The sequence below is a fragment of the Geothrix oryzisoli genome, assembly GCF_022808865.1.
Taxonomy (GTDB): domain Bacteria; phylum Acidobacteriota; class Holophagae; order Holophagales; family Holophagaceae; genus Geothrix; species Geothrix oryzisoli.
This window is the reverse complement of record NZ_JAKZLB010000002.1, coordinates 338,083-360,346: the sequence shown is the minus strand read 5'-3', so window position 1 is coordinate 360,346 and position 22,264 is coordinate 338,083. Positions and strand designations below refer to the sequence as shown.

Sequence of the window (22,264 nt, the reverse complement as noted above, 5' to 3'; positions counted from 1 at the left end):
GCTAGTCCAGGATCTGGATGCGGCGCAGGAGCGGGATATTCTCCAGAAGGAGCGCGGTGCCCCGCACCACGGCGGTCTGGGGATCCTCGGCGCGGAAGACCGGCAGGTGGGTCTCCTTGCGCAGCCGCTCGTCGAGGCCCTGGATGAGCGAGCCGCCGCCGGTGAGGCAGATGCCCCGGTCGATGAGGTCCGCCGCCAGCTGGGGCGGGGTCTCGTTCAGCGCCTTGCGGACCAGGTCGATGATGGCGTTGATGGGCTCGGCCAGCGCCTCGCGGATCTCCGCATCGTTGAGGGTGAGGGTCTTGGGCAGGCCCTCGAACTGGTCGCGGCCGCTGACTTCCATGGTGCGGGTCAGCTCGGAGGGGAACGCGGAGCCCAGCGTCCACTTCACCTCCTCGGCCGAGGCCTCGGAGATGAGCACGTTGTACTTTTCGCGGATGTACTTGATGACGGCCTCATCCATCTCGTCGCCGGCGATGAGGATGGAATCCGAGAACACCTTGCCGTTGTAGCTGATGACGGCCACGTCGGTGGTGCCGCCGCCGATGTCGACGATCATGCAGCCGCGCTTCTCGTTGATGGCCAGCCCAGCTCCGATGGCGGCGACCATGGTCTGGTCCACCAGGAAGACCTCACCGGCCTTGGCGTCATAGCAGACCTGCTTCACCGCCCGGCGGGCCACCTGATGCGCCCGGGGGGGGACGCTCACCACGATGCGGGTGCGGGCGATGCCGCGGTTCGGGCGGGCCTTGGAGATGAACTGGGCCAGCATCTTCTCGGCGGCATCCACCTCGTAGATCATGCCGTCCTTCATGGGGCGGATGGTCCGGACGCCCTGGGGGGCGCGACCCAGCAGCTGCTTGGCTTCGTCGCCCACCGCCTCGACCTCGTGGGTGACGGTGTTCACCGCCACGATGGAGGGTTCATAGATGACGATGCGGCCCGCCTGCTTGGTATGGATCAGGGTCGAAGCCGTACCGAGGTCGATGGCGAGGTCCGAATTGAAGATATTGGACCAGAACTGACTGGAAAAAATGCTGGCCACTGGCTGCTCCCCTGGAACCTCTTAGGGTGCCACGAACCGCCCCCCTCGGCCAGCCGAGGTGGGCCCGGGGGTCCGTGGCCCCGTGGCGGCCTTATTTCCCGGCCACCACCAGCTCCTCCACCTCCCGACCATGTGGGTCGCGGAGCAGGCTGCGGGGCAGCCTGCGGAGCGGGGCCCCACAGGGAGGGAATCAGGCTCGGATGCGCCCCGCGCCTACGCCTTCCCGGCCGCCGCCAACTCCTCCACCAACAGATCCCCGTCCAGCCGCTGGGGCAGCTCCTTGTGGTAGCCCCGGACCCAGCGCCCCCCGTTCACCAGCACATACGGTATGGCCCGCTTCCCGGTCTCGGCCTCCAGCTTCTCCGCCGCCCCGGGCTCGACCTCGATGTCCACCTTCCGGTAGGTCACGCCATGCCCCGTCAGCCAGGCTTCCAGCCGCCGGCAATCCGGGCACCAGGTGGCGCCGTAGACCGCCAGATCCAGGCCCTCCAGTCCCTCAATTCGGCTCATGGGATCCTCCCGGACCTGTCATTCTGGATCCTTTGATGCTCTTCGGGGAGATTCCATGTCCAAGCCGATCCATCCTGCCGCCCTCCTCGCCGGGTCGGCCCTCACCCTTGTCTTCGCCCTGGGCTGCGGCAAGAGCACGCCGGACGCCAGCCGCGTCATTGCCAACATCGGGGGCAGCAAGCTCACCGAGGCCGAGTTCCAGGACATCGTGAAGAGCCTCTCCCCGGATCCCAAGGAGGCCCAGGCCTTCCTCACGGATGCCAGTGCCCGGAACGACCGCGCCCAGCTGGCCCAGCGGATCGCCATGTCCAGGGCCATCACGACCTACGCGGCCCAGACCGGCCTCGACAAAGAGCCCTCGGTGCGGCGCCAGCTGGAGCAGCAGCAGGCCAACATCTACTTCCAGGCCCTCATGAAGAAGCGCATGGCGGGAATGACCCCCACCGACGAGCAGCTCCAGGCCTTCTACAAGGAGCGCGTGGCCGCTCTCCAGGCCCAGGGCCGCGCCCAGGGCGTGCCCCCCTTCGAGACCGTCAAGGCCCAGCTGCCGGAACTCTGGAAGCAGCAGCAGATGCAGACTCTCAGCGACCAGATCCAGAACGAGGTCAAGCAGAAGGTCCCCGTGACCCTCGCCGACGACTACCGTCCCGCCGGCGCCGAGTAGTCCTCGACTCGACCTTCAAGGAAGGGCCCCCAAGGGGGCCCTTCCTCTATCCGGGAGGCCTCGAGACGGAAGCCTCCGGTCAGGAGCGTCCCTTCCCCAGCGCCGCGAGGTGCTTCCGGGCCATGGCCTTGCAGGTCAGCGGATTGGCCGGATCCTCCTCGTTCTCGGGGGTGTCCACACGGCCGAAGTAGATCCGGGCGGAATCCAGCTCATCCATGGACTGTGCGATGAGGCCCAAGGCGAACCAGGTCGCGGGACCGATCGCCCCCTCCTCCGGAATGGATTCCAGGAGCGCCTCCCGGGCCAGGGCGTAGCGGCCGAGTCCGGCCTGGATGCAAGCCAATGTGTGGTAGTGGGTCTTGTTCTTGCCAAGCTGCACCGCCCGGTCAGCCCAGCCTGCAGTCTGCTCGGTCACTTGCCCCAGACAGAACTCGTACCAGGCCAGGTTGTTCAGAACGGGAGCCGAGTCCTTCCCTTCGCGAACCGCCTGCAGGAGGAGATCCCGGGCTTCCCCCAGACGGCCCATTCGGGAGAGGGTGTTCGCTTCATCCAGGAACAGCGACTCGTCAGTGGAATGGAGCTTCCGGGCGGCGCGGATGACCGTCAGGGCTTCATCGAAGCGCTTGTCCTCCTTCAGGATCATCGTCCGGAAGAGCCCCGCCCTCGGCTTGTCGGGGAAGAGGTTCAGCAACTCGGATGTGTAGTGGTCGGCAGCGTTCCGATCCGCGATTCGGCGAAGCGGGAGAACCCTCAGCAGGGCGCCCCGCAGGGCCGGGTCGGAGGTCTTTCCGAGGGCTTCCTCTGCGATCTTCCGGGCGGGCCCATGCTCTTCTTCATCCAGGATCAGGAGGGCTGCGGCAAGCCGGATCTTCCCCAGGTCGCCTGCGCTGCCCCTGGTCCAGACATGACCCACAGGGTGCCCGCTCAGGGGATCCTGGACGGTGGGCAGGATCACCAGATCCATGGCGCGGTCCAGCCAGGCCCTGGCGGCCTCGAGGTTGCCGCGCTCAGCCTCCCAGAGTGCCTCCTTCCCGAGCCTCGCGGGCTGGACGCCCCAGCCGACCACACGGCAGGTGCCGTCCTGGCTGCTCACGAACACGGTCCCGGGAATGGGGTTCGGCCTTGGAACCTTGATGCGATAGCCCGTCCGTTCGGTGCCCTCAATGCCGAACTCGACGGCCGAGTGGATCTCGTCGAGCTTCTGCAGCCGCCAATTCCTTGAGTTAGTTCGGAAGTAATGGAATCCAGCCATGACCTTCAGGAGCGTCGCCTCGTCCCGGGTGTCCGGGCGCTGGGCGGGACTGAGGAGGGCCAGGGCCTTGTCCGGGTCGAAGCCCTGCTCGGCGGTGGCTCGGGCCAGCGCCAGCACAGCACCCACAGGTGTTTTCAGGTCGACCGGCAGGCTCTCGTACAGCTTCATCCTCGGAGCCAGGCCAGCGCGGGCCTGATACTTGGCCGCCTCTGTTCCGACAATGCATTCGCGGGACACGACGCCAGCCTCAGGGTAGCGCCGGAGGGACATCAGCAGGTCCGAAGCCTCCTGCAGGGCCTTCCGGCGGGCTTCGGGATCCTGGATGGACCGTTTCGCTTCCTGGAGGGCGAAGTCCGGCCCCTTCAAGCAGGCATCCAGGGTGATGGTCCAGCCATTCCGGTCGACCACGGTCTCAAGAAGCTGGGCGGAAACCCGGGCTTCGGGGAGCTTCCCCTTGCGGGCCAAGGCGATGGTGAGGTGTTCCTGAGCTCGCTCATCCTTCCCGCGAACGAGCTGATCTCGATAGAGCTGGATCACGGTGTCCATATCCCGGGAAGCCCACCAATCCCCGTGCTCGTCGTGACCGAGGAGGATGGCGAGGTCCAGCCGGGCCATCCGGAGGTCTGGGGCCAACTCCATGGACTTCCGCAGTTCGGCGGCGCCCCCGGCCCGGTCCCAGTCCCCCTTGAACCTCCGGCCCATGGCGTCGTGCTGCAGGGTCCATCCGAGCTGCCGGTGCGGGTGCTCCGCATTCGGATCCAGGGAGATGGCTTTAAGGAGGGTCATCCTGGACGCCTCCGCGAGTCCGGCCGATAGCTGAGCCTGCGCCAGACGGACGAGCGGAGCGGGCGCTTGGGGCTGCCGCGTGGAAAGTTTCCGGAACTCCGCCATGGCCTCCTTGAGCCTTCCCGCCTCCAAGTGGGCCTCACCCAGGTTCTGGAAGACGAGGACGGGGATGGACTCCTCTCCAAAGGTCTTCAGCGCGGCGCGGGCCTCGTCCACTTCACGGGGGGTCCAGCGCAATTGGTCACATTCGAAACGGAAGTTCACCTCCACGGTCCCGTTCTTCCCCCTCCGCCAGATCGCGCGCAGCGCCGCGGGCCCGAAGGTCCAGGTGCGGGGCTCCGGCAGGACCTCAATCGCGTAACCATCGGGTGCGTGGAGGATCCAGTTCAGCTCGCCCGACCAGGGATGGGGCAGCTGCAGCTGCGTACGCCGCGACCTTGGGTCGGCCTTGGCCCCCTCCTCCGCGTGCGAGTCTCGGGGATCCTGCTCGCCAGGCTTGAGATACTGATTCAAGGCGGTCATCAGCGACCACGGGTTCATGGCAACCCGGGCATCCTTCGCCGAGGTGTAGGCATTGGCGGCCTGCTTGGCTTCCAGCCTGAGCTGGAAGGGGCTTCCCAGCTCCAGGGTGTCCGAGATGGTCAGCTCTCCGAGGGCTTCAGCCCGGTAGGTCGTCTTGACGTATTCCTTGAGGTTTTCCCGCAACCGGGTCGGGTCCCCGACATCAGCAGGCGGGATGTTCCATGCTCCGAGACTCGGTAGAGGTTTGAAGTCGTCAACACCAACCAGCTTCCAGCAAATTCCGGGACCACCGCAGCGACAGGACCATGAGATAGAGCATCGGGAAGCGTTAACTGAACCGTCACCTTCCCCGAGGCATCAAATCGGGTCAGGGTTTTGTTGGTGATGACGATCCAGGCATCGGGACCGTCATTCGAGACAGCTTTGGGCTCGCTTCCAAGCCTGATCAGATCACTGGCAAACCACTCTCCATGAGAATCCCTTGAGATTTTCACCACCTTGCCCATATCCAGGCTCATGTGCGCGAGTCCCTCAAATGCCAAGTAGTCATCTTGGTGCTTCAGGAGGATGCGAACATTTTCTGAAGAACTGACACCCACCCGGAACTGTTTTCTAGGAATCCAACCGGGGAGGTTCGGGTCAGTTCTACGCCATCCCTCTGCCTCTTTATCGACCTTTTGAAGTTTCGCCCAAGGGGGTGGGGGAGGTGGAGGAGGTGGACTCAAATGCGAGTCGGTCATTAAGAACTTCCCCTTGCTGCCATCGCTGCTCACCCAGCAGAGTCCACCCGACCACTCGCCAGCATTGAAGCCCACAAGCCAACCGTCACTCACACGCACAAGCTGGCTCAGGGCGTGCTGAGGTGGGACCTCGACCAAGTATTTCCCAAAATTGAGTGCCATCGCCTTTGCAGCAGGATCGATTCCCGACTTCTCCCAGGATGCAGATTCCTCGCCGCGTAAGTGGTCACTGTAGTCACGAACCTCCAAGGTGCCGTTGCGCATTGAGACAGCCCAACAGAGGGAACGATCTTCAAGGTAGGTGTCCGCGTGACGCAGGTCGTCCCAGACGGGAAACTGGGCAACCTTCCATCCGTTCGGTGGCGGGAGGGGTTTTTTCGAGCAGCCCCCCACAACACCGAGCAATATCGCGAGCATAAGCACGGTCAAGCTCTGGCTGGGACCCATCACCTGCTAAGAAAGGGGGGCTTGAAGGTTACTCGATGCTCACCACTGGGTTCCTTTCTGCCAGAAACTCCGCTCCCTACTTATCCACCCTTCCTGGTAAAGCCCGAACTCGTCTCTGGTCATGACCCCGGTTCATAGGTCGAACACCCGGTGCCCCTGGCAGATGCAGTCAGACCAGCTAGGAAAACCCCTCCCGGGGTCCCAAGGTGACGGAAAGCGGAATCTAGGCGGACCACCCCGGTCCTCCTGACTTCGGTGACCACGCTCCGGCGAACCCCTGCCCGGGCTACCTTTTGTCAGCATCGGTGCGGGTTTGGGGTCCGGTCCGATGTAGGGATTTTGTAGGGAATCACACCCCTAAATGCTAGAATTGAGGCAGGAAATCAGGCTCTTTGAGACAGCATCCCCCGCACGCGAAAAACCCCCAAACCTAGAAGGCATGGGGGTTTCACTGGTGCCTGGAGACGGAATCGAACCGCCGACACATGGATTTTCAATCCATTGCTCTACCAACTGAGCTACCCAGGCAGGAAGGTCCAGGATATCAGGCGCAGGCGCATTTTCAAGTGCCGGAACGGAGGAGATTGGTGCATCCTCAATGGTTTGAGTGATGCTCCATCAGAGAGGTCCGTCATGGCCCAGCCCACCAAGAACCGTGAGATCCAGGTCCAGAAGCCCGCGCAGAGTCTCGCCCACTTCCAGACCAAACTGGGCAAGGGCGAGGAGGAGGATGGCGGGCTGCTGAAACCCGTCCTCATCGGGGTCGCCGCGGTGGTCATGGTGGGAGTGATCTACGGCGGCTGGAGCGCCTACCAGACCCAGGCCGCCGAGAAGCACGAAGCGGCCCTTTCGGCCCTGCAGATGGAAGTCGAGGGGGATGGCATTACGCCCGTCGCGCCTGCCGACGTCGAGAAGCGCATGCGTGAGCGGCTGGGTCGCCTGGAGGCCCTGGTGAACCAGGCGCCTTCGTCGCGCAAGGCTGCCACCGCCGGGCTGCTGGCCAGCTGGCGCCTGGCTCTGGGCGGCAAGGAGCAGGCCCCCGCCGAAGCCAAGGATGCCTGGGGCAAGATCCGTCTCGCCCAGCGGGCCCTGGCCCTGGGCCAGGCCCAGGCCGCCCGGACCCAGCTGGACGGCCTGCGGGCCAAGGCCGCGCCCGGCGAGCCCTGGGCCGAGGCCTTCTGGGCCAGCCAGCTGGACGCCGACCGCCTGGCCGGGGACCGGGCCCAGGCCCTCAAGGATCTGGCCGAGTACAAAGCCCGCTTCAAGGGGCGCGGCGATGCCAGCGCCTTTGAAGGGCTGATCCAGAGCATCTGAGGCCTTCCCGACGAGGAGTCATCCCATGCGGATGTACGACCTGATCTACACCAAGAAGCTGGGCGGCGCCCTGTCGCCCGAACAGATCGCCTTCTGGGTGAAGGGGGCCGCCGACGGCAGCATCCCCGATGAGCAGAGCGCTTCGCTGCTGATGGCCACCTGCTGGCGCGGCATGACCACGGACGAAACCCTGGCCCTCACCCTGGCCATGCGGGATTCCGGCAAGCGCATGGATCTCTCCTCGGTGCCCGGCACCAAGGTCGACAAGCACAGCACCGGCGGCGTCGGCGACAAGACCACCCTCATCCTCGGCCCCATCGTGGCCGCCTGCGGGGTGCCCTGTCCCATGTTCAGCGGCCGTGGCCTGGGCCACACCGGCGGCACCGTGGACAAGTTCGCCGCCATCCCGGGGCTCAAGGTGGAGCTCACCGATGCCGAGTTCCTCCGCAGCCTGAAGGAAACCCGCTTCGCCAATTCCGCTCCGACCGGCGACATCGCCCCGGCGGACAAGAAGCTCTACGCGCTCCGCGATGTCACCGCCACGGTGGAGAGCATCCCCCTCATCACCGCCAGCATCATGTCCAAGAAGCTGGCGGGCGGCGCTGACGCCCTGGTCCTCGACGTGAAGTGCGGCCCCACCGCCTTCATGAAGACCCTGGAAGACGCCCGCACCCTGGCCCGGAGCATGGTGGCCGTGGGCACGGCCCACGGCATGCAGATCCGCGCCCTCATCACCCGCATGGACGCCCCCCTGGGCTGGGCCATCGGCAACGCCCTGGAGGTCATGGAATCCGTCGAGATCCTCCGTGGCGAGCACGCGGATTCCGAGCTGGCCCAGATGAGCTTCCGCCTGGCCGCCGAGATGCTGATCATGGGCGGCGCCGCCCAGACCCTGCCCGAGGCCCTGGCCAAGGTGCAGGCCAGCATCCGGGATGGCTCCGCCCTGGAGACCCTGCGGCGCTTCACCAGTCTCAACGGGGGCGACGCCCGGGCCCTGGACGACTTCAGCCGCCTGCCCCAGGCCGGCCAGACCATCGACGTCCTGGCCGACCGGGCCGGGGTGGTGGCCGCCATCGACGGCCGCGCCCTGGGGCTCCTCGCCATGGAGCTGGGGGCCGGGCGCAAGGACCGGAACGATGTCCTCGATCTGGGTGTGGGCATCCGGGTGCATGCCCGGGTGGGCCAGCGGCTCGAGAAGGGCGACAAGGTGTTCACGGCCTACGCCAAGGCCGGGTACCGGCTTCATGACGAAGCCTACCGAGCCACCCTGGAACTCATGGAAGGCCCGCCCAGCCAGGGATCCTGGCTGTTGGATACCATCGGCTGCTGAGTCTCAAAAACCATTCGAAGTGCGCCCGTACCACAAAGGGTTCCCGACCCATTCAAAAAAATTTCCCTTTTTGGGGACTTCAGCTAAAATCCGGCCCGAGAACCCCGATCTTTTCTAAGCAGATGTCTCAGAGGTCATCAATGTGAGCCCGGGCGGGCTCTGACGAAGCGACCTCTGATGAAGGACCCGTGTTCATCCTCGGGACCTGTTGTGCATGGCCCCGATTTCATTCGGAGGTTGTATGCATGGAACCATCTCTTCCATCGGCCGCCTGACGGCCCTCATCGCCCTCGGCGGGGTGATGCTGTGTGCGCAGGACGCCACGACAGGCGCCATCTCCGGGACGGTGACCGCCCCGAACGGCACCCCGGTCGCCGGCGCGAAGGTCATCCTCGACGGTGGCCGCGGCCAGGTCGTTCGCGTGACCGATGCCAACGGCACCTTCAAGGCGTCCGCCCTGATTCCCGGCCAGTATCACCTCACGGTGACGGCGGCCGGCTATGAGACGGCCACGAAGCTCACCGCCACCGCCTCCATCAACACCCTGACGCCCCTGCGGATCACCATGACCCGCGCCGCGGGCGCGGTGGTCGAGGTGGTGGCCACCACCCAGGCTCTGGACACCACCGCGGTGACCAGTGGCACCTCCTTCAGCTCCGACGAGTTCAGCACCATGCCCCTCGGTCGCTCCTTCACCGCCATCGCCTCGATGGCGCCCGGCGTGGTCGACGGCGGCGGCACCGGAGCCAACAACCCCTCCATCTCGGGTGGCACCGGCCTCGAGAACCAGTACGTGATCGACGGCGCCAACACCACCAACACCGGTTTCGGCGGCAGCGGCTCCTTCTCCATCATCTATGGCTCCCTCGGCACGGGCATCAACTCGGACTTCATCCAGGAAGTCCAGGTCAAGAGCTTCGCCATGGAGGCCGAGTACGGCCAGAGCACGGGCGGCATCATCAACGCCGTCACCAAATCAGGCTCCAACACCTTCCAGGGCAGCGTCTTCGCCTTCCTGGACATCGATAGCCTCCAGGCTGCGGACCGGCAGGTCTTCCGTACGGACGGCACAGAACAGCCCACCTGGAAATCGTACGACCGCGCGGAGTTGGGCTTCTTTGTCTCCGGCCCCATCATCAAGGACAAGCTGTTCTATTTCGTGGGCTACAACCCTGTTTCGGAAACCCAGAAGCGGATCGCGCCCTACAACATCAAGACCACTCCGGCCACTGTGGACGACCCCAGGGTTCCCGGAACCTACCTTTGGCCGAGGACGGGTCAGACCCTCGAAAACAAGAACAAGACCGACTCCTACTACGGCAAGCTGCAGTGGGTGGTGGCGACGGATCAGATCCTGGAATTCAGCGCGTTCGGCGATCCCGGCAAGCGGGACCTGGGTCCCCAGCTCTTCAGCGCCTTCCGGGGCACCGAGGGCAAGGACACCGAGCTGAAGTTCGGCAGCCAGACCCTGACGTTGAAGTACAACGCCACCTTCGCCAATGAGTATTTCCTGGAAGCCCGCGCCACCTCCACTGAGAACACCTTCGAGACCTCGATTTCAGCCTTGGGCAACACCGAATGGTCGGTGGTCGATACCCGAGGTGGCGCCACCATCTCCCCCAACTCGGCCGGCCTCTATGAACAAAAGCTGAAGGGCGAGAACAAGCAGTTCGACATCAAGCTGTCCCGGACCTGGGGCCGCTTCGACTTCAAGATCGGCTACCTCCATGAGGATGTGGACTACAAGTCCAACCTGCAGCGGTCCGGCCCGCTGGGCTTCGTGGACCCCCACGCCACCGGGATCGTCTTCTCCCAGGGTCTTTCCATCCAGAAACGCTACATGATGGCCGATCCCACGCAGCCGGAGGGACCCAACAACATCACCCCCTACTACCGCATCGTCCGGGGCGACATCTCGAGCCCCCAGATCAAAACGAAGACCAAGTACGACGCCTACTTCCTGCAGACCGCCATCAAGCTGGACCGGCTCAACTTCAAGCTGGGCGTCCGCATGGAAGGCCAGGAGATGATCGGCCAGGATCAGACCTACAAGTTCAAGGCCAGTGACAACATCGCCCCCCGCCTCGGGGTCACCTATGACATGAGCGGCGACGGCAAGTCGAAGCTCTACGCCTTCTGGGGCCGCTACTTCGAGAAGGTCCCCAACGACATCTGCGTCCGCGCCTTCTCCAACGAAAGAGGCGTGAACCGGTCCGACTTCATGACCCTGGCCCCCGGATTTAATGGCCTTTCCAATCCCATCGTGAATGGCACATCGACCTATGACGTGAATCCGCTCACAGGTGAAAAGGTGGGGATCAGTTCGGCGAATCCGACCGGTGTGACCACAACCCACTTCCGCACCACCGGCGACCAGACGACCCTCGTCATCCCCGGCACGAAGTCCATGTATCAGGATGAGATGGTCTTCGGCTTCGACGTCGAGCTCACGAACGGCGTCGCCCTCAGCAACCGGTTCATCTACCGCAAGCTGGGCCGGATCCTGGAGGACATGTCCCTGGATGGCGACAGCTACTTCATCGCCAACCCCGGCGAGAACAACGGGGCCATTGCCGCCCTGACCGGGTTCACCGGCACGGCCACCTTCCCGGCGCCGACCCGCAATTACTACGCCTTCGAGTTCGAGATGCGCAAGAACACGGTCAAGTACAGCGCCTTCATGAACATGCGCCTTTCCAAGCTGGAGGGCAACTACGAGGGCCTGTTCCGCAACGACAACGGGCAGTCCGACCCCAACATCTCCAGCCTCTATGACCTGCCGGTGGAACTGCTGGCGGATCCCGCCCGTGGCCTGACGGGCCAGGAACAGTTCCTCATCGGCGCCCTGCCCTCCGACCGCACCCTCGTAATCAACACCGGGGGCAGCTACAACTGGGACATGGGGCTCAACGTCGGCTTCACCGCCCGCTATCTGACCGGCACCCCCATCACCTCATACCTGGCCCACCCCGTGTATGAGAACGCGGGTGAGATTCCGGTCTACGGCCGCGGCGTGGAAGGCCGCCTGCCCTCCCGGTTCCTCCTCGACCTGGCCGCCCAGTACACCTTCAAGGTGGGCAAGGCCAAGCGCCTGATCTTCATCGCGAATGTCTTCAACACCTTCAACCAGCAGAAGGTCACCGCCCTGGACACCAACGTCGACCTGGGCATCAACACCGTCAATCCCAACTACATGCGACCCACTGGCGTGGTCGGCGGAACGCCCGCCTATGATGCCGGTCGCCGCGTGCGCCTCGGCGTGAAGTTCAGCTTCTAGATTCCGCCAGGCACCAGGAAAAGGGGGAGGGGCGACCCTCCCCCTTTTCCATGCCCCTCCATGAAACTGCCCCGTATTGCAACTGTTTCTCAAGCGCGAGGGAAGATGCCGCTTTTGCCGGATCGGTTCCTTTGTTTTTTGGGAACTTCACAAAAATTAACGCCCCTCGCAATACAATGGTTGCATCATCAGTCTCGGATCTTTCTCCCCATCGTTCCTTCTGTCACACCCCAAGCTCGAGCAATTCTGCGCGCGCCACCCGGGGCCACAGATGCTTTTTTCACCACGGAGCCGCACCTGTCCGGCTCTGGTTTCCTGGAGGATGCTATGCATCTCTTGAACAACCGCCTGGGCCGCCTTACGGCCCTCATCGCCCTGGGCGGGGCTGCTCTGTACTCACAGGGCACTCAGACCGCGAACGTCACCGGATTGGTGGTCGACGCTGCCGGCGCTCCCCTCGCCGGCGTCACCGTCCGCCTGACCTCGCCCGCGCTGCAGGGCGTGCGCACCTACGTGACGGACGCGAACGGCAAGTTCATTGCCCGCCTGCTGCCTCCCGGCCTGTACTCCATCCAGTACACCAAGGACGGTCTCGAAACCCGCAAGATCACCGAACAGCTCGGCATCGACCAGACCTTCACCCCCAAGGTCACCCTGACCAAGGTCGGTGGCGCTGTGGTTGAAGTCGTCGCCGCCGCCCCCGCCGTCGACAAGACCGACGTCAAGACCGCGACGAACTACCGCGCCGACGCTGTCGACATGTTGCCCAACGCCCGCACGCAGGAAGGCGTGGCCCTCCTCACCCCCGGTGTCACCGTCGGCGTGGGCGGCCGCGTCCAGATCCGCGGCGCCATGACCTCCGGCAACCTCTACCTGCTGGACGGCCAGAACATCGCTGACAACGCCTACAACAACCGCGGTGTGGCCCTCATCGATGACTCCATCGAAGAGACCCAGGTCATCACCGGTGCCATGTCCGCCGAGTACGGCGACGTGGAAGGCGGCATCATCAACTCCATCACCCGCTCCGGCGGCAACGAGTTCAGCGGCTCCCTCCGCTGGGAACTGTCCGATCCCTCCTGGAACGCCACCCAGCCCTTCACGAACCGCACGGCCGTTCAGAACGTTCTGGGCGAGACCAAGACTCTGCAGTTGAGCGGCCCCATTCTCAAGGACCGTCTCTGGTTCGCGGCGTCCTACTTCACCACCAAATCTGACGTGTTCGGGACCATCGGTGAAGGCAGCTCCGGCACTTCCGCCAACCTCACCCCCGGCGCGAACGGCAACGGCTCCCGTGGCGTTCCCATCGCGAACGGTCCTGAGGGCCTTGGTGCGGGCTATACCCGTCACAACAACGAGATTCGGCGCCAGGCCAAGCTGACTTGGTCCATCAACCAGGACCACACCCTGGTGGCTTCGTACATGAAGAACGCCGTCAACCAGACCAACCGCAACTACTATGCTGGCGAACTGGAAGCCCTGGTGCCCCAGGTGTCCGTGTCCGACTTCCTCAACATCGCCCTGCGGTCGGCTTGGTCCTCCAACTTCACCACGGAACTGCGCTTCGGCAAGAAGCACCAGAACCTCTCCGCCGGCGGCGCCGCCAACGGCCAGAGCCCCATCTACTCCATGGAGTCGGGCGGCTTCTACAACAACGGCATCTTCAACAGCGCGGACGGCGGTGACAACCGCGACAACCGCACCTTGAACCTCAAGGCCAGCCTCTTCTGGAATGCCGCTGGCAGCCACCAGACGGACTTCGGCATCGACTACTACAAGGGCATCCGCCGCGCCCGCAACGACCAGAGCCCCACCGGGTACATCTTCGATGCGTACGGTGCCGTCCTGGTCGACACCACCCTGCCCGCCACCAACCCGCTCGGGGCCATCACTATTCCGGGCCGCACCGCTATCCCGTATGTCATGGAGACCTACATTAGCAAGGCCGGCGAGGCGAGCAACTTCTCCACGGGCCTCTACGTCAACGACAAGTGGAGCATCGACCAGCACTGGAACCTCCAGGTCGGTCTGCGCTTTGACAGCTACAAGGCCGAGAACGAGTCAGGCAGCAAGACTGCCGGCGCCAACGGCCTGTCCCCCCGCCTGGGTCTCAAGTACGACCTGTTCGGCGATAGCAAGCACATCTTCGGCCTGAGCTACGCCCGCTACAACGCCAAGGTGCTGGAAGGCATCACCAACTCGGTCACCGGCCAGGGCAACCCCACCGAGATCGACTACCTTGCCACCACCTACGCGGCTCATGGCCGCACGAACGCCGACCGTATTTCATTCGCAGCCCTGCAAAACCCGGCCCTCTACACTGTCATGGTGGGCTACAACGATCCCAGCCTCAACGTGAAGCTGAACGACAAGATGAAGGCCCCCACCGTGGACGAGGTTCAGGGCAGCTACGCCCTCACCTACAACGTGGCCGGCCTGGGTGAAGGCTTCGTGAAGGTCACCGGCGTCTACAAGAACTGGAAGAACCTCATCGACGTCACCGTCGGCAACAGCGGTCACGTGATCAGCCCCGCTGGCGACGACCTCTACGTGAAGGTCTGGGACAACAACCCGGATGCCACCCGCAAGTACAAGGGCCTGGAACTTGAGGGCCAGCTCAACCGCAACGGCTGGACCATCGGTGGCAACATCACCTGGAGCAGCCTGAAGGGTAACTACGAGGGTGAAGGCTCCTCCACCCCCGCCCGCGGTGAGTCCATCAATTCCTGGAACGTAACCGACGGGGTGGCCATGTTCGACAAGAACGACCTGCACCCCGAGGGCTACCTCTCGGGCCACGTGGCTACGCGCATGCGCTTCAACGCCAGCAAGACCTTCATCAACGAGTTCGGCAAGAGCACCGTGGGCTGGGTCTACCGCTTTGATACCGGCTCCCACTTCAGCTACACCCGTAGCCTCGATGTCTCTCAGCTCAACCCCGGCCTTCCCGACCAGGCGGGTACCTCCTTCACCCAGTACAAGGACCAGCAGCGCGGCCAGGGCGTCCTTCCCGGCGCGGCCTACCTTGACCTGGCCCTCACCCACGACTTCCCGCTCTTCAAGGTCTCGGGCAAGGATGTCACCGCCTTCGGCAAGCTGTACATCAGCAACGTGCTGAACCACCAGCAGATTATTAACTACAGCGCCAGCTACAACGCGGCGGCTGGCAGCTACGGTGTTGCCAACCAGGGCCTGAATTCCCCCTGGATCCCCCTCTCCACGTACGGCACGGTCCCCGCTTCTTCGAGTTATTACGGCTCGGCCCGTACGATCACCGCATCCGCCGGCTTCCGCTTCTAAGGAACGCCGCTCCAAAGAAAGAGGCCCGCAAGGGCCTCTTTCTTTTTGGGAAAGGGAACCTTTTTAGAAATGGGCTAAAAACGCCCAATCATCATGATTCGATGCATCATTTGAGATCCAGAGTCAAAAATATTTGTAAAGACCTTGGAACCTGGCCTATTCTTTCCACACTTCTCCCCGGTCTTTGGTAGTCCCTTCTGATGACGACCCCCTCCGCCGCAGAGTCCTGCGGCGGGTTTGCTTTCGTCATTCCGCAGTCCGCACCTGCACCATGCGGCTTCGGCCGCCTTCCCCCCCAAAGGAGTTTCTATGAATCGAATCTTGACCCGGCTGGGCTTCACAGCCGCCGCCATCGTTGCCGGGAGCGGCATTGTCGCTCACGCGCAGACGGCCACCACAGGTGCCGTCAACGGGGCGGTGACGGATGGCAAGGGCGCCCCGGTCGCAGGCGCGACCGTCCGCCTGACCTCCGCCCAGACCACCCGCCAGGCGGTGACGGGCGCCGATGGCGCCTTCCGTCTCGGCCTCCTGAATCCGGGCGCCTGGACCATCGAAGTCACGAAGAGCGGCTTCCAGAAGATCACCCAGAACGTCTCCGTGCTGGTGAACCAGACCCAGCCCGTGACCTTCAAGATGGCCTCCGAGGCCTCGACGGTGGTCGAAGTGCTCGGCACCACGGCCACGGTGGACACCACCACCACCCAGACCGGCCTCGTGACCTCCATGGACAACCTCTCGGCCATTCCCAAGGGCCGCGACATGAGCACCGTGGCCATGCTGGCTCCTGGCGTGGTCACCGGCGGCTTCGGCAACGACCCCTCCATCGGCGGCGGTTCCGCGGCTGAGAACAGCTACGTCGTGGACGGCCTGTCCACCACCAACCTGGCCCGCGGCTTCCAGGGCGCCTCCCTCGTCACCGACTTCATCGACCAGGTGGAGATCCAGACCGGCGGCTTCAAGCCCGAGTTCAGCGCCCTCGGCGGCGTGATCAACGCCATCACCAAGTCCGGCACCAACGCCTTCAAGGGTTCCGCCTGGGCGACCTGGGACGCCATCGGCATCCAGGCCCTGCCCAAGCACAACGATTACTTCAAGCAGACCGCCCCCAGCAGCCGCTACGACCTCGGCGGCGAAGTGAGCGGTCCCATCATCAAGGACAAGCTCTTCTTCTTCGTGGGCGTGGACGGCAGCAAGACCGAGTCCCCCGAGAAGAACAACCTTCCCAATGCCAATGGCCTCCGCAATGGCGATGAGACCATCGACGAGTTCCAGGTCATCGGCAAGATCAACTGGTACCTCACCCAGGACCAGCAGTTCACCTTCTCGGCGAACGTGAACAGCCACAAGGACGACTTCCCGAAGGTCTACCCCGGCACCCTGGGCGACGCCCAGCTGGGCTACAACCGCAAGGACACGGTCCAGAACTTCGTCCTCAACTACGACTGGAACATCAGCCCCAGCCTGTTCCTCAGCGCCAAGCTGGGCACCAGCCAGTACAAGACCACCAACGACCCCACGGACACCAGCCACATCCGCGTCACCGACTACCTGTGGGAGGAGACGGGCCCTGGCATGAACGCCTGGATCGCTGCGGACCCGATCCATAACAATACGGGCAACAACCCGCTGAACGGCTTGGCCTTCGTCCGCGGCGGCGCCGGCTACTACTCCGCCGAGGAGAAGACCCAGACCACCCAGGCCCGCGTGGACCTGAGCTGGTTCGTGGGCAACCACAACATGAAGTTCGGCCTGTCCCAGCTCGTCTCCAAGTACAGCGAGATCGCCGCCACCTCCGGTGGTGAGCGCGTGTCGATCAATCCGACCGGGTCCACCAACCAGATCATCCGCCAGTTCCTGCACACCAACGCCACCGTGAAGGCGATCATCAACGCCGCCTACGTGCAGGACACCTGGGACATGGGCGCCGGCTTCAAGGCGATGTATGGCTTCCGCTTCGAGACCCAGGACCAGCGGGACCTCCACGACAAGTCCTTCATGAAGTTCGACAAGTTCAGCGACTACGTCCAGCCCCGCCTGGGCTTCACCTGGGACGTGAACCAGGATGGCAAGACGAAGATCAGCGGCAACTACGCCCGCTACTTCGAGCAGATCCCCCAGCGCATGGCCATTCGCGTCTACGCCAATGAGACCTATCTGCGCTACAACTACAAGCCCAACAACTCCACCTACGACACGACGACGGGCGCGTACACCTACGGCGCCGCCCCGAGCAGCATCACCGACTACGGCACGCCCTTCAGCTTCGATCCCATCGCCGAGGGCACCAAGCTCCCCCAGCGCAGTGAGTACATCCTGGGTGTGGACCACACCTTCGCCAGCGGCTGGACCGCCGGCATCCACGCCAAGTACCGCGAGCTGAAGAACCCCATGGAAGACATGGTGTTCACGGACGCCTACGGCAATCCCTACGATGAGGGTCCGGCCATCTCCTACACCGGCAGCGGCACGCCCAAGTACGGCGCCGGCGCGGCGGTCATCGGCAACCCCGGGGCCTTCCAGCAGTGGCGTCCCAATCCCAAGAGCATGACCAACATCATCCTGGCGAATGGCTCGTACTACGGCTACCCGACCGGCTACAACAACTACGGCGTCAAGATCTCGGACTACTACAACGCCGCCACGGGCCTCTTCACGGTCCAGGACACGGGCTTCCCCAAGGCCGGCAACAAGTACTCCAGCGTGGACTTCACCCTGGACAAGAAGACCGACCGCGACACCCTGAGCTTCAGCTACACCTGGAGCCGCCTGGAGGGCAACTACGAGGGCGTGGTGTCCGGCTCCAACGGCCAGTCTGACGGCAACATCACCGCCAGCTTCGACTACTTCCCCTATGTGGGCTACGGCCTCCTGCCCAACGACCGCACCCACGTGGTCAAGCTCTACGCCAGCCACCGCTTCGACTTCTTCGGCGGCGACCTGAACGTGGGCTTCAACTGGACCTACCAGAGCGGCACCCCCAACAGCGCCTGGGATGACGGCTCCCTGACCCACGGCAAGCCCGCGGGTTACGACACCGCCCACCTGGGCTACCTGGACTACGACAACAACACGACCCTGAGCGGCAATCCCATCGTCGTGGCGTCGGATGCCGAGTACAACAACCCCGCCAACTGGCAGTCCGGCCCGGGCTACGGCATCGGCACGCAGTGGATCGGCTCCATGGACAAGACCTACAAGTTCCTGGACATCGGCTTCTACGGCGACGGTGTGCCCACCAAGGGCGCCCAGGGGGACTACGGCCGCACCCCCGCCCTCAACAACGTGGACCTGCACCTCGACTGGGCCTACAAGATCGGCAAGAAGTACAAGCTGATCCCCAGCGTGGACATCTTCAACGTGTTCAACACCCGCTTCGCCACCAGCCAGCTCCAGCAGGCTGCTGACCAGAGCGGCAACGGCGACATCCGCTTCGGCTCCGCCAATGCCTGGCAGATCGGCCGTCGCTACCGGTTTGGCGTGAAGTTCCAGTTCTAATCAGAACCTCGCGACCACTCAAGAAACGGGCCCTTCGGGGCCCGTTTTCATTGAAAAAACTTCACTCATACGCGATCTATTAATCGTCAATTGTTTCACCAAGACCGCGCCAATCCCCTTGTCTTTCCTGGGCATGTGCCCCCTGACTGAAATCGATATCGTGTTGCGATGCAACGCGCCAAAAGGTCTATAAAAAAATGAAACTTTCTCCGAACCTCGCCTATCCTTTACGCACTCTCCGCTCTTTGGACACCGCCGTCCCCTTCCTTCAGGGCCCCGCCGACCCACCTCCATGAATCCCGGAGGGAGGCTGGCCGCGACTCAGATGAGGGAAGACGGGGTGTCGATCTCCCTTCCCCCGTGCGGCTTTCCGCACCCATCAGGAGTCCTGCATGTACCCTTCACCCCTTCGGATGGCCCGAACCACGGCCCTCCTCGTGGCCATGGGCGCCACGCTGAGTGCGGCTGGCGATGGCGGCATCACCGTCACCGTGACCAATACCGCCGGTGCCCCGGTCGCCGGCGCCACGGTGATCATCTCGAGCCCCACCCAGATCGGCGGCGCGCGCACCGAAGTCACGGATCATGACGGGAAGGCCCGCTTCCTCCGCCTGATCCCTGGCCGCTTCCGCGTCCTGGTTTCGGCCAAGGAGTACCAGACGGCGACCATCGACAAGGTGGACGTGCTGGTGGACCAGACCCAGAGCGTGAACGCCCGCCTGGCGCCCGCCGGGGCTGCGGTGGTCGAGGTCGTCAGCACCATCAGCGCTGTGGACGTCACCACGGTGACCGCCGGCACCCAGCTGACCCAGGAAGAGCTGACCAGCCTGCCCGTAGCCCGCAACCAGATGGCCACCATCAACCTCGCTCCCGGCGTCGTCAGCGTTGGCGGCAACCCCGCGCTGGCCGCCGGCCTCAACCGCGACAACTTCGGCAACAACGGCGCCCGCAACAACACCTACCTCATCGACGGCATCGACGTGACCAGCCCCGAGACGGGGCTGTACCGCACGACCATCGCCCCCGAGCTCGTGGCCGCCCAGGACATCAAGACCGGCGCCATCACGGCCGAGTACACGGCCCGCGCCGGCCTGTTCTCCAACACCACCACCATCTCCGGCTCCAACGAGTGGTCCGGCGGCATCAACTACTACCACCGCTCCTCGGACTGGTGGAACGCGGTCGGCCGCTACCGCCTGTCCGTGGTGCCTTCCCAGCTGAACGACACCACGCTCTACTTCTCCGGCCCCATCCTCAAGGACAAGCTGTGGATCGTCGCCTCCGGCCAGAAGGTCAAGGAAGACGGCATCGCCACGGTGGATCCCTCCGCCACCCTGACGCCCGGCGAGACCCGCGGCACGGTCATCAATGACGAGTCCCGCTACTTCTTCAAGCTGACCTACGCCATCGCCCCAGGCCACACCCTGGTGGGCGGCTTCAGTCGGAACCCCGGCACCTTCGACAACCTCGCCAGCCCCCTGGTGGTGAGCAGCCAGTCCACGCGAACCGAGCGGGGCGGCAACAACTACAACCTGTCCTACACCTGGCAGGAGTCCAAGTTCATCCTCGACGCCCGCTTCCTGCGGCATGAAGAGGCGGACACCACCCAGGCCCTCCGTGCGGATCTGGGCCCCCAGATCATCCTGGAATCCAATGTGGCCATCCCCTCCATCCAGCGGACCTTCGGTGGCGGCTCCGCCGGCACCGCCCGCAAGTACCAGGTGGACAACGGCCGCGTGGACTTCACCTACCTCTTCGAGGCCGCCGGCAGCCACACCCTCAAGCTGGGCATCCAGAAGGGCAAGTCCGAACTGACGCAGACCATCTTCATCGTCAACAACACCTGGTACGACAACCTGACGGCCTCGCAGAACGCGGCCGCGACAGGCAGCAACGGTCCGACCTTCGGCTTGGTGGATCAGGGCGACAAAACCGTGGACCCCAAGATCCCCCCCTACGGCGGGTTCGTGCCCGGCACGAGCAGCCGCCTTTTGGCTGCCATCAACAGCGGCAACTACAACAGCGTCCGCAGCGCGCTGGATTCCAATGGAGATGGCACGGTCTCTTCGAGCGAGTTGAATGCCTATCAGTTCAACGAGCTCTTCGATCCCGCCCGACCCTACCTCGGCTACTTCGGCTACCGCCGCAACCTGGCCAGCAAGAACACCTCCTCTCCCCGCATGGAGACCCAGGGCGGCTACATCCAGGACCAGTGGCAGCTCGGGACCTGGACCTTCAGCCCCGGCGTCCGCGTCGACACCTACGAGTACAAGGCCGACAACGGCCAGTCCCTCTTCAAGACCGGCGCCAACTGGGCGCCCCGCTTCGGCATCACCTGGGACGTGAAGGGCAATGGCCGCTCCAAGGCCTACGCGTACTTCGGCCGCTACATCGATCCCATCAAGCTGGACATGGTCCGGTTCACCGGCAGCCTCACCAGCTCCGTGCAGACCGAGGACATCCGCCTCGCCGGCGTGTGGGTCACGGAGAACACCCGCGGCGGGCCAAAGGTCGTAGACGCCGTGTTCGCCGACACCTTCAAGCTGCCCAAGACCGATGAGTTCCGCCTGGGCTTCGCGCAGGACTTCGGCAATGCCTGGACGGCCGAGGCCACCTACACCTACCGCCGTGACTACGACCTCGTGGAGGACTGGGATCCCACCCTCTATACGAGCGCCGACAACCTGGAAAGCGAAGCCCGGTCACAGTATGGGTTATACAAATTCAATCCCGCCACCCAGAAAATTGATCTACCCATCCCTTATGCTGATCTGACGTCCGCGCAGCTGAATGCCATCATGCGGTTCCGCTCCCTGGTCATCGACCCCAACTACTTCGCGGGCGGCGGCTACAGTGGTGCCCAGAACGTCAACCGGGTGGCCACTGGAAAGCTGAACTTCGTGCTGGCCAATCTGCCCGGCGGCTTCCGCTACTACAACACGGTGGACCTCACCGTCACCCGCCGACTCCAGGATCACTGGGGCGGCTTCGCCACCTTCAGCCGCATTCGCGCCACCGGCAACTCCAACAGCTCGGGCAATGCCGACTACCAGGGCGATCTGGCCCGCTTCGACCCGCGCCTGGGCTACAACAACGGCAGCCTCGAGGGCTCCCTCGACTGGATGGGCAAGGCCTACGCCTACTACAAGTGGGACAACGGCTTCCTGATCGGCGCCACCTACAACGTGGTCTCCGGCTACCACTACAGCGACGGCCAGGTCTTCTCCAGCCGCCTGCTGCTGCTCGCCCCGAAGGACCCGGCCATGGTCGACACCGAGACCCTCGGCAAGAACATGAGCCCCCGGTACGACACGATGGATGTCCACCTCCAGTACGACTTCAAGGTCTGGAAGCAGACCAAGGGTGCCGTGTCCCTGGATGTGTTCAACTTCTTCAACCGGCAGCTCGCCACGGACGTGGCCGCGGCCCAGAACTTCCCCTTCAGCGGCCTCAGCGTCGGCCAGTCCTATGCCTGGATTCCGCCCCGCCGCTGGAACGTCGGCGTGAAGTTCTCCTTCTAGCCCGGATCTCCGATCCGCAAAGCTCGGCCCCCAACTGGGGGCCGAGCCATGTACAGCCGCT

General features: G+C 64.1%; 11 protein-coding genes and 1 tRNA gene. 7 read left to right on the top strand and 5 right to left on the bottom strand.

What is annotated here, in order from left to right:
- Position 1: 1 nt before the first annotated feature.
- Both mreB and MLE43_RS06325 read right to left on the bottom strand, forming a co-directional pair.
- Positions 2-1,045: a rod shape-determining protein gene (gene mreB / locus MLE43_RS06330; RefSeq protein ID WP_338029074.1), complete on the bottom strand. Its 1,044-nt coding sequence runs from the start codon at positions 1,043-1,045 to the stop codon at positions 2-4.
- Positions 1,046-1,258: 213 nt separating this feature from the next.
- Positions 1,259-1,555 (bottom strand): glutaredoxin family protein, encoded by a 297-nt coding sequence (locus MLE43_RS06325; RefSeq protein ID WP_243302632.1) that lies wholly within the window; start codon positions 1,553-1,555, stop codon positions 1,259-1,261.
- A 55-nt stretch (positions 1,556-1,610) separates the two neighbouring features.
- On the opposite strand from MLE43_RS06325, the gene MLE43_RS06320 reads away from it, so the two are divergent.
- Positions 1,611-2,219 (top strand): hypothetical protein, encoded by a 609-nt coding sequence (locus tag MLE43_RS06320; RefSeq protein ID WP_243302631.1) that lies wholly within the window; start codon positions 1,611-1,613, stop codon positions 2,217-2,219.
- A gap of 79 nt (positions 2,220-2,298) precedes the next feature.
- Here the strand turns inward: MLE43_RS06320 and MLE43_RS06315 are convergent, their stop codons facing one another.
- The 3 genes from MLE43_RS06315 to MLE43_RS06305 form a co-directional block, all read right to left on the bottom strand.
- Entirely contained in the window at positions 2,299-4,962 is a 2,664-nt protein-coding gene (locus tag MLE43_RS06315; RefSeq protein WP_243302629.1) for a tetratricopeptide repeat protein, read from the bottom strand.
- The gene (locus MLE43_RS06310) at positions 4,899-5,942 is read right to left on the bottom strand and encodes a hypothetical protein (protein WP_243302627.1); all 1,044 of its coding nucleotides are present in this window, start codon (positions 5,940-5,942) and stop codon (positions 4,899-4,901) included. Before MLE43_RS06310 ends, MLE43_RS06315 begins: the two co-directional genes overlap by 64 nt.
- Before the next feature lie 476 nt (positions 5,943-6,418).
- A tRNA-Phe gene (locus MLE43_RS06305) sits at positions 6,419-6,494 on the bottom strand.
- Positions 6,495-6,599: 105 nt separating this feature from the next.
- Here MLE43_RS06305 and MLE43_RS06300 point away from each other — a divergent pair.
- The 6 genes from MLE43_RS06300 to MLE43_RS06275 all read left to right on the top strand — a co-directional run bounded on the left by MLE43_RS06300 (position 6,600) and on the right by MLE43_RS06275 (position 22,203).
- Positions 6,600-7,280 (top strand): hypothetical protein, encoded by a 681-nt coding sequence (locus tag MLE43_RS06300; protein ID WP_243302626.1) that lies wholly within the window; start codon positions 6,600-6,602, stop codon positions 7,278-7,280.
- A gap of 25 nt (positions 7,281-7,305) precedes the next feature.
- The gene (locus MLE43_RS06295; RefSeq protein ID WP_243302625.1) at positions 7,306-8,610 is read left to right on the top strand and encodes a thymidine phosphorylase; all 1,305 of its coding nucleotides are present in this window, start codon (positions 7,306-7,308) and stop codon (positions 8,608-8,610) included.
- A 241-nt stretch (positions 8,611-8,851) separates the two neighbouring features.
- On the top strand, positions 8,852-11,887 hold the full coding sequence (locus tag MLE43_RS06290; protein ID WP_243302624.1) for a TonB-dependent receptor: 3,036 nt from the start codon (positions 8,852-8,854) through the stop codon (positions 11,885-11,887).
- Positions 11,888-12,214: 327 nt separating this feature from the next.
- A complete protein-coding gene (locus MLE43_RS06285) occupies positions 12,215-15,187 on the top strand; it encodes a TonB-dependent receptor (protein WP_243302623.1) in 2,973 nt (990 codons plus the stop codon).
- A 309-nt stretch (positions 15,188-15,496) separates the two neighbouring features.
- Positions 15,497-18,682, top strand: a complete 3,186-nt coding sequence (locus tag MLE43_RS06280) for a TonB-dependent receptor (protein WP_243302622.1) — start codon at positions 15,497-15,499, stop codon at positions 18,680-18,682.
- Between the two features lie 392 nt (positions 18,683-19,074).
- The gene (locus tag MLE43_RS06275) at positions 19,075-22,203 is read left to right on the top strand and encodes a TonB-dependent receptor (RefSeq protein WP_243302621.1); all 3,129 of its coding nucleotides are present in this window, start codon (positions 19,075-19,077) and stop codon (positions 22,201-22,203) included.
- Positions 22,204-22,264: the final 61 nt, after the last annotated feature.